A 14295-nucleotide genomic window follows, 5' to 3' on the forward strand; every position below is an offset into this window, starting at 1 on the left:
TTTTCCATTTTTCTAGTTTTTAGTCTTTCCAAATAAGATTTTCCCAAAAAAGAAATCCCTATAGGGATTTATCTTTACACTCACTACAATATCCATAGAATTTTACATTATGATCTACTATAGTAAATTGCCCTTCTTTCTCTATTTCCTCCTCTAAAGCCTCTAAAAGATCAAGCTTTACCTCTATAACCTTACCGCAGTTCAAACATATTAAGTGATGGTGATGGTGTCCTTCAGGTCCTGTACTTAATTCATACCTACTACATCCATCATCAAAATTTAATTTACAAACTATGTCTAATTTCTCAAACAATTGTAAAGTCCTATATACAGTAGCAATGCCTAGATCCGGATATTCCTTTTTAACAATATTATACACTTCCTCAGGACTTAAATGTTGTTCTGAATTATCTATTATTGAATTTAATATGGCTCTTCTTTGAGTTGTAAGCTTATATCCTTGATTTTGAAGTTTTCCTTTTATAGAATTTATATTAATATCCATTTTCTTCACCCGCTATACTCTTAAATTAACAATACTATTATTTGTTATATTTGTCAACTATTGGAGATTTTCCTTCTGCATCTCTTCATAGGCTGCTATGGCATCTTCCAATTCTTCATCATCGTCTATTCCGGCTAAGATCAGCTCTCCATCTTCATCTCGTTCCATTCTTAAAATATAAGTGGGACTATCTATATTGTCTGCTGGCATTAGAGCTGCATAATCATCATCATCTAATCCAAATGTGGCCAATATAAGAAACTCCTGTGGTTTACCATCTTCGTCTAATAACACTATTCTTTCTTGCATATTATACCCTCCCTTGTCTATCTAAGTAAGTCTGTAATATAAAGTTTGCCGCCACTTTATCTATTACACCTTTTCTTTTCTCTCGTCTTACATCTCCCTCAATTAAAAGCTTTTCAGCTGCCATAGTAGTTAGCCTTTCATCTTCATATATAATTTGGACATTAAATTTATTTTTAAGCTTTTCAGCAAACTTCATAGTCTTTTCACCTTGAGGCCCTAATGTTCCATTCATATTCTTAGGCAAACCTACTACAACCTTTTTAATATTATACTCTTTTATCAAATCCTCTAATGCCTTGTAATCCTTTTCTTTACTCTCTCTTCTTATGGTAGTCACACCTTGAGCCGTCATCTGTAACAAATCAGATACCGAAACTCCTATGGTCTTATCTCCCACATCTAAACCCATTATTCTTTCCATGGTTCTCTCCTATATTAAATTACTTTTATACAAAATTCTGGACATACCTTTGCACAATATCCGCATAGAATACAATTCTCATTTGGAGTAGCTAGACCATCTATTACTTCTATGCCATGCTGCTTACACCTTTTAACACAATTACCACAGCCTAAGCAATAATCTGCTACTATTAATTTTCTCTTTTTTGTTCTAAGGTTAGTCTTTAAATCATCAGGAATAAATCCCTTTTCCAATAGATGAATATTAGCATCTATTTCATCTATGGACTGCATTCCTATAGCTATGGAATCTATATAAGGAATATTTCTTACAAAATTAAAGGCATTTTCTACATCTTTTATTAAATGTCCACCACCTAAGGGCTTCATTCCATAAATCCCTTTACCCATATTGTGAATTATCTCTAGTTCCCGTAACATATCTTCTACTGTTCCATCTTGTATACCAATACCATATTTGTTGATTATTGGATGAATTACGTCTAATTCCTTTACTTCCCCTACGGCTTTAGCACCCGATACTCTATGGGTTGATATTCCTATTGCTTTAATTTTACCCTTTTCCTTTTCTTTTAAAAAGTATTCTATAGCTTCAAAATGTCCTCTTACAGTATGGATACTTTCTTGTTCATGTAATAAAAAAATATCTATATAATCAGTTCCTAACTCTTTTAATGCCAAGTCTAAGCTTTCTTTTGCCATTTCCTTAGTATATGCATACGTTTTAGTTGCTATATGATAATCCTCTCTTTTTTTACCCTTCAAGGCTTCTTTTATATATTCATAGTTCTCATAGATTTCTGCTGTATCAATAAAGTTAATTCCCCTATTATAGGCATATTCTATGAGATATGCCCCCTCTTTTACACTTAAATTAGCTTGAAAAGGAGTCATAGTAAGAGAACCAAAGCATAACTTTGATACCTCAATACCTGTATTTCCTAAATTTATTTTTTCCAATTGATTCACCTTACTCTATATAGTCTAGATATAACTCTGAACTGATTAAATTCATACATATGGCAGCTAAAATTAGCCCAGAATCATTTAACAAAAATCCTCCTATGACTCCTGCTATTCCTGCAGCTCTAGCCATTGAGCTAATGGCATTTTCTGTATTTCTATTAAATATTACACCATGTAAAACCATATGTACTAATAATAAATATGTCCAAAATGAACTTCCTATTAATTTTATATTCATAAGAGCTTTTCTAAGCATTACTCTATCTAAGTAATGCAGCTCATTATTTTTAATAGTCAATAATGTATTTCCTAAATGAGTAGTATCTGGATTAAACTTTATATCTATATACCCCATTATGGAAATTAAAACTACTATTAAAAATATAGGGATAATTAATCCTTTTATATTTAATTCTTTATTAAATAATTCCATGATATAAAAAAACGCAGACACTATAAAGGCCATTGATCCGCCAATATTGGCACCGTATTTTGGATGCCCAACTAATATAATTGCTAAAGCTAATAAAATCAATGGTACTATTTTCCTTTTATATTTTTTTAATATATTTGCTGAAAATATAATTATGGTACCTAAAAAAAGACCCACCATTTCATTCCCTATACCATAGTATCTAGCCCCTATTATGGGATCATGGGATAAAACTGAATATTTGCTTATGCCTCCCTTTAAAGCTAAATCAAGAATTATTATAAAAACATAAGCTCCGCCAATATACATAATCTGATTATTGCTCTTTCTAGTTAACCATAAAATAAATATGAAAATAAATATAAAAAATAATAAAAGTAGAATAAAACTATAATTATTTTCTGGCTTAAATATAGAAACAAATATAAAGATAATAGGTAGAAGAATTACCATATCAAATAATATCCTAGTATATTCCTTAACTTTTCCTGAAAGTTTCACTTTAGCTAAAACTAAAATAATGCCTAAGATTAAAGATACCATTGAAAATAGTCCATAATAATATAAGGTGTTATATCTCACCCTAAATGTTGTATTAATGCTATTACTTTGTTTTACTATGTCTATTAAATTTATATCTTTCTTAATTGATTTAATCCCAGTTCCGGACATACCATCCTTAGATGCTCCAAGAAAATCCATAATAGTTGGCCCTATATCAATATTAGCAACTACACTTTCCCTACCGGTGGTTTTAGATATCAAAGCTCCATTTTCTACTTCATTTCCCCAAAGTATAATGGGAGCTAACTTACTATTGCTGTCAATTTTCATATCTCCACTATTAGGACTTGTAATCATAACAAGAGAGCTTTTCTTATTTAACTCCTTAATTAATTCTTCAATAAAGTTATCTATATCTAATAAAATCTTTTCCCGTATATCCTTAAACTCTTCATAGGATAAATTATCTTTATCTTTATATCTGTAAAGTCTCTCTATATCTCCCGTCTCTACTACAATGAAATCTCCCGGACTTTCCTTTATTTCTTCCAACATCTTATTATAATCTGTTTTTATGAAAAATGGATAGTCTAAAGTTTCAACAATTATATCATCTATGTTTCCATAGTCAATTAAGCCTTTTGAATCCATGGGAATTAAGGCCGAAGTATTTATTTCCATATCTTCTAGATTACTATTTCCATATATTGCCGTTTTAAGCCCTTTTCTATGTAAATTATCACCGATTGCACCTAGATAAGGTGTGTATTTATTATCTTTATTTAAGTTAATTAATTTTGTAAAAGACCGATTTATTATATTACCATTTTCTATAGTCTCAAATTTAATGCTAGCATAGTTGGCATAAGCCTTTCCTGAAGAATTAATTGTAAGAAAGCTTTCGGCACCAGTATAGCCTGAAGTGCCTCTAGTATTTTTTAGCCCAATACTTCCTTCTTTTATTACATTCTTTAATTTTCCCATGGTTTCTATATCTTTTAGAGTCAGTCTATTTACTACTATTAAGTATACTTTTTTATCTGACTTAGCTCCTAAAGATACACTTGGTACTAAGATTGTAGTCAATATTAAAAATAATAAAAGCTTTCTTACATTCACACTAATTCTCCCTTAGCTAAATCTTAATTCTTTAAATATGTCTTCAACAATTCCTCCAATAGTTCATCTCTTTCTATACTACATATAGTGGATCTGGCATTGTTGTGACTAGTAATATAGGATGGGTCTCCAGATAAGATATACCCTATTACTTGATTAACTGGATCATATCCTTTTTCCTCTAAGGATGAAAATACAGATAAGATTATATCTCTTACTGAATTTTGTTTATCCTTTGGTACTTCAAACTTCATAGTTTCATTAAAATTATTATTCACACAAACACCCCCTAATATACTCATATTATACCACATATTATCCTTCGACAATAAGAAATAAATATTAGCCTAAGGCTAATATTTATTTCTTATTATTATTTTATTTGAGAACGAATTAAATCAGGAGCTATGGACAAGGCTTCATCTATTTTAGTAATATCTTTACCACCAGCTTGAGCCATATCTGGCCTTCCACCACCGCCGCCGCCAGTTCTACCTGCAACTTCTTTTATTATATTTCCAGCATGGATTCCTTTATTTGTTAAATCCTTGGTTGCCATAGTTACAAATGAAAGTTTGTTATTTTGTATACTTCCAAGGACTACCACTCCTGAACCTAAACGATTTCTTATTTCATCACCTAAGTTTCTTAAACCATTCATATCTAAATTATCTACTTTTGCAGCAACTAAAGTAATTCCTTCTATATCTACTTTAGTTGATAGTATTTCATCTGCAATAGATGATGCCATTTTACCCTTGAGACTCTCTATTTCTTTTTCCTTCTCTTTTATATCTTCAGTTAAAGTTTTTACTTTTTCCAATATATTATTCTTATTAGCCCTTAATACATTAGAAATTTCATTGATTTCCTCTTCCATTTGGTTTAGATAATCGTATACGCCTTCACCTGTTATGGCCTCTATTCTTCTTACTCCAGATGCAATGCTTGATTCTGAAACTATTTTAAACATACCTATATTTGCAGTGTTAAATACATGGGTTCCACCACATAGTTCCTTTGAATAATCTCCCATTTTTAATACTCTTACTTCGTCTTTATATTTATCTTCAAATAATCCCACAACTCCCATTTCTTGAGCTCTAGTCAGAGAAGTTTCTATAGTAACTACTTCTAGGCTATCTAAAATTTTAGAGTTAACTATTTTTTCTATTTTCATTAATTCATCCTGTGTCACTCCTTCAAAATGAGTGAAGTCAAATCTTAGTCTATTTGGCATTACAACAGAACCTGCTTGATTAACGTGTTCACCTAGAACATCTTTTAATGCCCTATGAAGAAGATGAGTTGCAGAGTGATTTCTTCTAATAGAGTTTCTTCTATTATCATCTACATTAGCTATTACCTTATCCCCTACTTTTATTTCTCCTTCTAATACCTTCACTATATGAATTAAGTGGTCGCCTTTAGAATGTTTAGTGTCTAATACCATAGCCTTGAAATTAGGGTTTTCTATGGTTCCTGTATCTCCTACTTGACCACCAGATTCTCCATAAAAAGGTGATTCATTTAATATAATTATTCCCTCTTCACCAGAAGTTAAACTTTCTATTTTTTCATTATTAGAAAATAATCCAGTAATTTCTGACACAATATTAGTCTTTTCATAGCCTTTAAATATGGTTTTTAGGTCTCCAAATATATCTTCTTCACTACTACTTGACCAGCCACTATCTCCTTCTTCCCTAGCACGTCTTGCTCTACTTCTTTGTTCTTCCATATTTTTATTAAATTCTTCTTCATCTACTTCTAATGATTTTTCTTCAAGAATTTCATTTGTTAGATCCAATGGGAATCCATAGGTATCATATAGTCTAAATGCCTTTTCTCCACTTAAAACCGTTTCACCTTTAGACTTCATTTCTTCGATATATTGTTCTAATATGGATAATCCTTGATGAATTGTTTCTTGGAATTTATCTTCTTCCGCTTTAATTATTTTCTTAATTTGATCTTCTCTTATTTTTAAATCTGGATATTCTACTTTCCATGAGTTAATTAAAACCTCTACCATAGAACTCAAGAAAGCTTTTTCTATACCTAAAAGTTTGCCATGTCTTGCCGCTCTACGAATAAGTCTTCTAAGTACATATCCCCTTCCTTCATTACTAGGCAATACTCCATCAGATACTAAAAAAGTCATAGCTCTTGTATGATCTGTAATTACTCTTATGGATTCATCTTTTTTAGAATCCTTTCCATAGGTAATTCCTGCTATTTCCTCTGCCTTTCTTAAAATTTCTCTAATAGCTTCAATATCAAATATAGTCTCTGCGCCTTCCATTACACAAGTAATTCTCTCAAGTCCCATACCTGTATCTATATTTGGATTAGGTAGTGGATGATATACTCCTTTTTCATCCTTATCAAATTGAGTAAATACTAAATTCCAAACTTCAATAAATCTATCACATTCACATCCAGGCTTACAATCTGGGCATCCACAGCCATGTTTTTCTCCTCTATCTACATATATTTCCGAACAAGGTCCTGATGGTCCTACTTCCAGCTCCCAAAAATTATCTTCTTTTCCCAGTCTAACTATTCTTTCAGCAGGAACTCCCACTTCTTTATTCCATATTTCAAACGCCTCATCATCTTCTTCATATATTGTTACCCATAGATTTTCCTTTGGTATTTCCATTCTCTTATTTAAAAATTCCCAAGCCCATGCAGTTGCCTCTTTTTTAAAGTAGTCTCCGAAAGAAAAATTACCTAACATTTCAAAGAAAGTTGCATGTCTATCAGTTTTACCTACATTATCTATATCTCCTGTTCTAATACACTTCTGACAATTAACCATTCTCTTACTAGGTGGAGTTTGCTCCCCTGTAAAGTATTTTTTAAGTGGTGCCATACCTGCGCCGATTAATAGTAAAGATTTATCATTTTTAGGTACAAGGGAAAAACTAGGTGCAACTAAGTGTTCTTTTTCCCCAAAGAAATCTAAAAATTCTTTTCTTATTTCATGTAGTCCAATTTTTTTCATTATATACACCTCGCTATGATTTTTTTCTTATGTATTGCAAAAAATCGTCCCTATAGAGGGACGAAATTCTCTCTTTGCTATATTTGGATTATAATTTAATATCTCCTCTTTGTCAATAAATACTATCTATTTCTGAACTCTTGGAGACCTTTTAAACCTTTCTCTAGTAAACCTAATTAGGATTAATAATACGGCAACAACTGGAACAGCTAAAACCATTCCAAGCACTCCAAATACTCCTCCACCAATTATTATTGAAACAAGTATTATCAAAGGATGTATCCCTGTAGACTCTCCTATTATCTTCGGTGCTAATATATTGTTTTCTGCCCATTGAATAAATAGGAAAAATACTCCTACCCATATTGCTTTTATGGGGCTCTCTAAGTAAGCAAAGAATACAGCTGGTGCAAATCCTAGGAATGGACCTATGTAAGGAATTACATCGGCAATACCTGTAATAAATCCAATAACTATGGCAAAGTCTATTCCCATCAAGGATAAAACTATAGATGTGGTAACTCCCACATACATTGCCATGATTATTTTACCTCTAACAAATTTAGATAAGGAGTAATCTATTTCAAGAAATATTTTTCTACATTCTTTTCTATATTTTTTTGGAATAAGAAGCATCAGTTTTTCTTTAAAATAGTCTTTATCTACTAAGAAATAAAATGTAAGTATTGGAGTCAATATTAAACTAACGAGTTTTGAAAAAGTATTTAATATACCACCAATAAAGTTTTTAATCGTATCTGTAGCCATATGTTCTAATCCAACAATATTTTCCATGACCACTTGTTGAATTCCTTGGAATAAAGGAGGTAAATCTCCTAAAGTGGAATAATATTTGTTATATACTTCATCCATTAAAGCTGAAGCTTTTTCTAGATATATTGGCATATTTGTCATCAGCTTTTTAAGCTCACTACCTGACCTTGGTATTACTAAAAATGCCACAATTAAAAACATACATATTATTCCTATATATAATATTAGAACACCTAAACCTCTACTTATTTTTTTCTTTTCTAAGTAATTAATTATTGGATTAAAAAGATATGCTAAAATTGCAGAAAAAATTATAGTGTAAAAAGTATCTGATAATATTGCATACTTTTTAATTAAGTTAAAAAATAAAATCAAAAAAACTATTCCTATTAGTATAGGAAGAAGTTTTTTATCATTTATTTTAATTTGCTTCCTGCCAGGAACAAAATTATTACCTATATTGATTAAATAATAGATAATTAGCATAAGTAATATTACAGAAAGGGTCCATACTATCTTAGTTAAAAAAACTGGCTGATAATAATCTATCATAATGCACACCCCTTTACTAAAGATAGGCAGCAATTGCTGCCTATCTCCATAAATTATTCATTCCATCTACTAAGTTAGAACCCATTTTCCTAGCAGATCTCATAACTTTTTTTCTATTCATCGGTGAAATTCGGTTGCTGACTATTATACCTATAGATGTCCCTATAACCGTTCCCCAAAATGCCCCATTATTATACTTATTTCTATTATTGAACATTATTTCATCTCCTTTATAGTGATTTCTATAGTATATCTTGCCACTAAAAGAAGATAATAATTCTATCAAAATTATCCAATATTATTTTATAGCTCCTCTAAACCATGATCATGGTGATCTTCATCAAAATTTATATCTTCTAATCCATCAATATGAACATTATGTTTTTTTGAATAATCTAGTAAAGCAGCTTTAATAGCTTGTTCAGCTAAAACCGAACAATGCATTTTAACCGGTGGCAATCCATCTAAAGCTTCTGCCACTGCTTTATTTGTTAAATTCATAGCTTCCTCTATGGTTTTTCCTTTAATTAGCTCTGTAGCCATACTAGATGAAGCTATGGCAGAACCACAACCAAATGTTTTGAATTTAACATCTTCAATTGCTCCGTTCTCTATTTTAAGATACATTTTCATTATATCTCCACATTTTGCATTACCTACTTCTCCCACTCCATCTGCATCTAAAATTTCTCCTACATTTCGTGGATTTTGAAAATGCTCCATTACTTTTTCTGAATACATTATTGTTCCTCCTTTATCTTCTCATATAGTGGTGACATTTGTCTTAATCTATCTACTATTTTTACAAGTTTCTCTACCACATAATCAATTTCCTCTTTAGTATTGAAATCTCCTAAGCTTAGTCTAAGAGAACCATGAGCGATTTCGTGAGGAAGCCCAATGGCTAAAAGTACATGAGATGGATCTAAAGATCCTGAAGTACAGGCAGAACCACTGGATCCTGCAATTCTTTCCATATCTAAGCTAAGCAGCAAAGACTCGCCTTCAATAAATCTAAAACAAATATTTACATTACCTGGCAGTCTCTTAGTTGGATGTCCATTTAATCTTACATAAGGTATATTATCTTCTATTTTTTTGATTAAACTATCTCTTAATTTAGTCAACCTTTCGTTATGATCTTCTAAGTTTTCATAAGCTAATTCTATAGCTTTACCCATTCCTGCTATAGCAGCTACGTTCTCAGTCCCTGCCCTTCTATTTCTTTCTTGCCCACCACCAGAAATAAGAGAATCAATTCTTACACCTTGTTTAATATATAATGCTCCTATACCCTTTGGTCCATAAAACTTGTGAGCTGACATAGACATTAAATCTATATTTAATTCCTTAACATCTATTTCTATATTTCCCATGGCTTGAACAGCATCTGTATGAAAATATATTTTTCTTTCCTTAGCTATTTCTCCAATTTCTTTAATAGGTTGGATTGTTCCTATTTCATTATTTGCAAACATAATAGATATAAGAATAGTCTCATCCGTTATGGCTTCCTTTAGTTCATCTAAATTTATTAGCCCATATTCATCTACATCTAAGTAAGTTATCTCAAATCCATTTTTTTGTAAATAATCGCAAGTATGTAATACTGCATGGTGTTCAATTTTAGTAGTTATTATATGGTTTCCTTTTTGTTTATTTCCATAAGCAATACCTTTTATTGCCCAGTTATCAGCTTCAGAGCCGCCTCCTGTAAAAAATATTTCTCTTTTATCTGCATTTATTATTTTTGCAATCTTTTCTCTTGATGCTTCTATAGCTCGTTTTGATATAGAGCCTAATGAGTAAACTGATGATGGATTACCATATTTCTCAGTAAAATATGGCATCATTTCATCTAAGACTTCTTTTTTTACTGGAGTAGTAGCCGCATTATCCATATATATATATTTATCCATCTTATTTTCCTCCTATACCTGTTCTTTTCTATTTAATTTATTTTCATCATCGACCATATCCTGCAATGTAATAGAATCAATGACCTCGTCTATACTGTCCTTCATTTTCATCCAAACTAGTTTAGTTACACATCTATCTTCTCTAGAACATTCGTGTTCATCGTCCATTACACAATCTGATGGTGCCATATTTCCCTCTAATGCTCTCAGTATTTGTCCTACAGTAATTTCTTTAGGTTGTCTTGATAGCATATATCCGCCTTGTGCACCTCTAACACTATTTAATAGTCCTTCTTTTTTAAGAGTCGAGAAAAGTTGTTCTAAATAATTTTCAGATAGTTTTTGTTCATCAGCAATCTGTTTTAAAGATATAGGACCATCTCCATAATATAAAGATAACTGAAACATTGCCTTTAAGCCATATCTCCCTCTTGTAGAAAGCTTCATCTTTTCACCTCTTTTTCAATCCCAACTAGTTCGCTTGGTATTTATTATAAGTATATTATACCCTAGTATTTTTGTCAACATTCATTTATTACAAAAAAAAAGAAGAGGTTTAACTCTTCTTTTTTCCCTTAACATAATCCTCCACTATTTAATTGTGGTGGGAAAAATTCTGGAAAATCTGCATAATCAAAAGCTTCACATATATCTGTTGGGCTAAATTCAGTGCACTCAGGTGGTGCTGGACAGTATCCCAAAGTTGGAATTAATAGTTGGACAGTACCTACTACTTTAATTATAATAAATGTACCTGCTACGAAACTTAGAATTTTTCCTGTTAATACCGGTGGTGCTAAAACTTCTGATGCCGTTTCTATAACTATTCTAAATTCGAATTCATCTCTTGAGTCTGGAAGATATATTATTATATCTTTTAATATGTCTGGTAAAAATCCTTCTGCTATTGGATTTCCGTTAGGATCAAATACCTGGAATGGGATTCTTACAGTAAACCTTACTCTCCTAAAATTAGGAGTATCAGTATCTGTAACTATTAATGTATTAGGTACTATAAATCCAGGCCTAAATCTTATACTTCCAAAGACTTTATCACATAATTCTACTTCTACCTGTGGAAAGCATTCTCTTTGTTGACATGATGCAAATACCTTATCCGTAATTATGCAATCAAATTCCAGACATTGAAGAGCCTCAACTGTTTTTTGATTAAGATTTAATTCAGTCACGCTATTCACTCCTTTTAATTTAATATTTCTATTTTCATTATCATATTATGTATATATAGACCAATGTGCTACTAAATTAATTGCGAGGTGAGAAAAATGTTTGATCAAAATATTAGCGTTATATTCAACTCCAGAAAAGACGTTTTTTTATTTAATTTATCAGAAGAAGGAGAAATTATTTATACAATTTATGATTCTTCTTTAAATAAATTACAATCCAACTTCTTATTTGATAAAAATATATTAAAATACTCTACTCTTATTGACGAAAATGATTTTATACATCTTGTCGCCCTATTGAATACAGGAGAATTAAATTATTATAAATACATAAATGATGAATGGGTAAAAGATAATATAGCTAAATTTGATTTAAAATCAAATTTATATAATCAAATAAAAATACTAATAATTAAAGATAATCTTCATATTATATACAATTATTCCAATATAATTAATTCTAATATATGGACAATTCAGCACGTGGTTTTAAATGATAAAAACGGAGAAAAACATAATGCCATAAGATATATATCCAAACGAGTCGCTGATCCATTCTTTGTAGATGTAGATAGTTCAGGCAATATTCACGTAGTATATAAGACTTATATAAATAATGATTCTCAAATTTATCATGGTTTTTATAATCCATTTACTAGAACTTGGAGTTCAGTATCTAAACACATATCCTCTAGTGACTTCAATAATATATTTCCATTTTTATTTATTGATTCTCAAAACAATCTCCATATTCTATGGATAGAAGAATCAATAAATAAATTAAATTTAAAATATTTAAGAATGAAAGGCAGTGGGAAAGAAAAATATATATGGAAGGAAATATCTTTACCACATATATCATTATCTAAAAATCAACCAATTATCTTTGAAGAAAACAATAAGTTAAAACTAATATATTTTTCTAATGATTCCATGATACTTTCATCCTCAAAAGATTATGGAGATAGTTGGGTGAGAGAAGAAATCATGCCTCTACCGCAAAATATCTCCATAGCTAAAGTCAACTCAAATATATTACCTTCAGAAAACCAAATAAAATATGGTTATTTAAATATTTTAGATAAACCTATATTTTATTTCTTAGAACTATATTCTAAATCTTCCATATTAACCTATGATAAAGCCACCTCAGAATCAGAAAGTATCAATGAAGATACTAATATAGAAGTAGATGAAAAAAAGTCTCATGAATTAGTTGATATAAATCCTATATCCTTCCATGACCTAATGGAAGTAGATAAAAAATTAGAAAAAATAATAGAAAATCAGTATATCTTAACTAAAATATTGGATAATCAACTTAATATTGAAAATAATCTAAGCAATATTCAAATTAATATTGAAAATAAATTAGACGATATTCAGAAATCTATAGATTCTAATAAAAAATCATTTTTTAATAATTTTTTTAATTCTTAATGTTTACTTTTGTATATTTATATTTACCTTGTACTTTTTCACAAAAATATATATCGGGAACTTTCATGTCTAGTTCCTTAGCTTCATTAACTATAATATCCATATATCTTTGATCTTTAAACTTTATTCCATAGTTACATCCAGCCTTTATATTGCAAGGTAAAGATACTAACTGGAATATTCTATACCCTATGGCTTCAAGTGTAGAATAAAGAAATATGGCTTGATTTTTAGTTTCAAATACAGTTATATAATAATCATTGACCATGATACTCCCCCCTATATATTAAAGTATTTACCTTACCCTCCATTGGTTACAGTTTTTATATGAAAAATTTTATTAATGATTGGAGTTAAGTTATGGATTTAGGCATATCAGTAATCTGTTCTACCAATAAAACAAAAATGCTTGAAAATATAATAAACAATTTTATATCTCAAGATTATAAGGAAAAAGAGTTAATCATTGCTCTTAATTATGATATAAAAAACTTAAAAACATTTTCAACCCTACCTGAAAATATTAGTGTATACAATTTAGGCAGCAAAAAGTCTTTAGGAGAATGTCTAAACTTTTCCATAGAAAAGTCTAAATACCCTATTATAGCCAAGTTCGATGATGATGACTATTATGGTCCTATGTATTTATCAGACACTATAAAGTCCTTATATAAAAAAGATATATTTATAGTAGGTAAATCCTGTATATATGTATATTTTAGTCAAGAAAAAATAATTGGAATTAATAATATGGGAAGAGAAAATAAGTATGTTAATAGGGTTCATGGATCTACACTAATGTTTAAAAAAGATTTATTTCATAAGATTAAATTTAGAAATATTGATTTAGGAGAAGATAAACAATTTTGCAAAGATTCCTTAGAAAATGGTTATAAAATATATTCTACTAATAAATATCATTACGTATATATGAGGAATAACGAGAACAACCATACATGGAAAATCTCTAATGATTATATAATGAAACAATGTGTGGATTTAAATAAGGTGGAAAATTTAAAAGAATATCTGGCTATTAGTGTCAATAGGGCTAAAAAAGCATATCTATAATATAAATAGATATGCTTTTTTTAGATACTGTTTAAATCTATTTTAAAATCATAAAATTCTTTTTATTAAATATAAAATCT

16 protein-coding genes are annotated in these 14295 nt (G+C 29.9%); 2 read left to right on the plus strand and 14 right to left on the minus strand.

The features are described from left to right. Positions 1-58: 58 nt before the first annotated feature. From RBU61_RS09870 to RBU61_RS09930, 13 genes are all read right to left on the minus strand, one after another. Positions 59-505: a Fur family transcriptional regulator gene (locus RBU61_RS09870; protein ID WP_308875197.1), complete on the minus strand. Its 447-nt coding sequence runs from the start codon at positions 503-505 to the stop codon at positions 59-61. Positions 506-562: 57 nt separating this feature from the next. Then, a complete protein-coding gene (locus RBU61_RS09875; RefSeq protein WP_308875198.1) occupies positions 563-814 on the minus strand; it encodes a DUF1292 domain-containing protein in 252 nt (83 codons plus the stop codon). 1 nt (position 815) lies between these two features. Further along, positions 816-1235, minus strand: coding sequence for a Holliday junction resolvase RuvX (gene ruvX / locus RBU61_RS09880; protein ID WP_308875200.1), 420 nt, complete (start codon positions 1233-1235; stop codon positions 816-818). Between the two features lie 14 nt (positions 1236-1249). Next, a complete protein-coding gene (locus tag RBU61_RS09885; RefSeq protein ID WP_308875201.1) occupies positions 1250-2197 on the minus strand; it encodes an aldo/keto reductase in 948 nt (315 codons plus the stop codon). Between the two features lie 10 nt (positions 2198-2207). Beyond that, positions 2208-4259 (minus strand): hypothetical protein, encoded by a 2052-nt coding sequence (locus tag RBU61_RS09890; RefSeq protein WP_308875202.1) that lies wholly within the window; start codon positions 4257-4259, stop codon positions 2208-2210. Positions 4260-4282: 23 nt separating this feature from the next. Further along, positions 4283-4513, minus strand: a complete 231-nt coding sequence (locus RBU61_RS09895) for an IreB family regulatory phosphoprotein (RefSeq protein ID WP_374212523.1) — start codon at positions 4511-4513, stop codon at positions 4283-4285. Between the two features lie 119 nt (positions 4514-4632). Then, positions 4633-7269: an alanine--tRNA ligase gene (alaS, locus tag RBU61_RS09900; RefSeq protein WP_308875204.1), complete on the minus strand. Its 2637-nt coding sequence runs from the start codon at positions 7267-7269 to the stop codon at positions 4633-4635. A 126-nt stretch (positions 7270-7395) separates the two neighbouring features. Next, positions 7396-8595 carry an AI-2E family transporter gene (locus tag RBU61_RS09905; protein WP_308875205.1) on the minus strand — a complete coding sequence of 400 codons (1200 nt, stop codon included), beginning with the start codon at positions 8593-8595 and terminating at the stop codon, positions 7396-7398. 40 nt (positions 8596-8635) lie between these two features. After that, complete coding sequence (locus RBU61_RS09910; protein ID WP_308875207.1) at positions 8636-8812, minus strand: hypothetical protein; 177 nt, start codon at positions 8810-8812, stop codon at positions 8636-8638. Between the two features lie 86 nt (positions 8813-8898). After that, positions 8899-9339, minus strand: a complete 441-nt coding sequence (nifU, locus tag RBU61_RS09915) for a Fe-S cluster assembly scaffold protein NifU (RefSeq protein ID WP_308879799.1) — start codon at positions 9337-9339, stop codon at positions 8899-8901. Then, a complete protein-coding gene (nifS, locus tag RBU61_RS09920; protein ID WP_308875208.1) occupies positions 9336-10514 on the minus strand; it encodes a cysteine desulfurase NifS in 1179 nt (392 codons plus the stop codon). The genes nifU and nifS overlap by 4 nt, the downstream gene beginning before the upstream one ends. A gap of 12 nt (positions 10515-10526) precedes the next feature. Further along, positions 10527-10961, minus strand: a complete 435-nt coding sequence (locus tag RBU61_RS09925) for an Rrf2 family transcriptional regulator (protein ID WP_308875209.1) — start codon at positions 10959-10961, stop codon at positions 10527-10529. A gap of 128 nt (positions 10962-11089) precedes the next feature. Next, positions 11090-11704 carry a hypothetical protein gene (locus RBU61_RS09930; protein ID WP_308875210.1) on the minus strand — a complete coding sequence of 205 codons (615 nt, stop codon included), beginning with the start codon at positions 11702-11704 and terminating at the stop codon, positions 11090-11092. 96 nt (positions 11705-11800) lie between these two features. On the opposite strand from RBU61_RS09930, the gene RBU61_RS09935 reads away from it, so the two are divergent. Continuing rightward, the gene (locus RBU61_RS09935) at positions 11801-13144 is read left to right on the plus strand and encodes a hypothetical protein (RefSeq protein WP_308875211.1); all 1344 of its coding nucleotides are present in this window, start codon (positions 11801-11803) and stop codon (positions 13142-13144) included. On the opposite strand, the gene RBU61_RS09940 is transcribed toward RBU61_RS09935, so the two are convergent. Next, the gene (locus RBU61_RS09940; RefSeq protein ID WP_308875213.1) at positions 13134-13412 is read right to left on the minus strand and encodes a DUF3343 domain-containing protein; all 279 of its coding nucleotides are present in this window, start codon (positions 13410-13412) and stop codon (positions 13134-13136) included. The genes RBU61_RS09935 and RBU61_RS09940 overlap by 11 nt on opposite strands. A 92-nt stretch (positions 13413-13504) precedes the next feature. On the opposite strand from RBU61_RS09940, the gene RBU61_RS09945 reads away from it, so the two are divergent. Continuing rightward, positions 13505-14215: a glycosyltransferase family 2 protein gene (locus tag RBU61_RS09945; protein ID WP_308875214.1), complete on the plus strand. Its 711-nt coding sequence runs from the start codon at positions 13505-13507 to the stop codon at positions 14213-14215. Positions 14216-14295 lie beyond the last annotated feature (80 nt).

The sequence above is a fragment of the Tissierella sp. MB52-C2 genome, from assembly GCF_030931715.1.
Lineage (GTDB): Bacteria > Bacillota > Clostridia > Tissierellales > Tissierellaceae > Tissierella.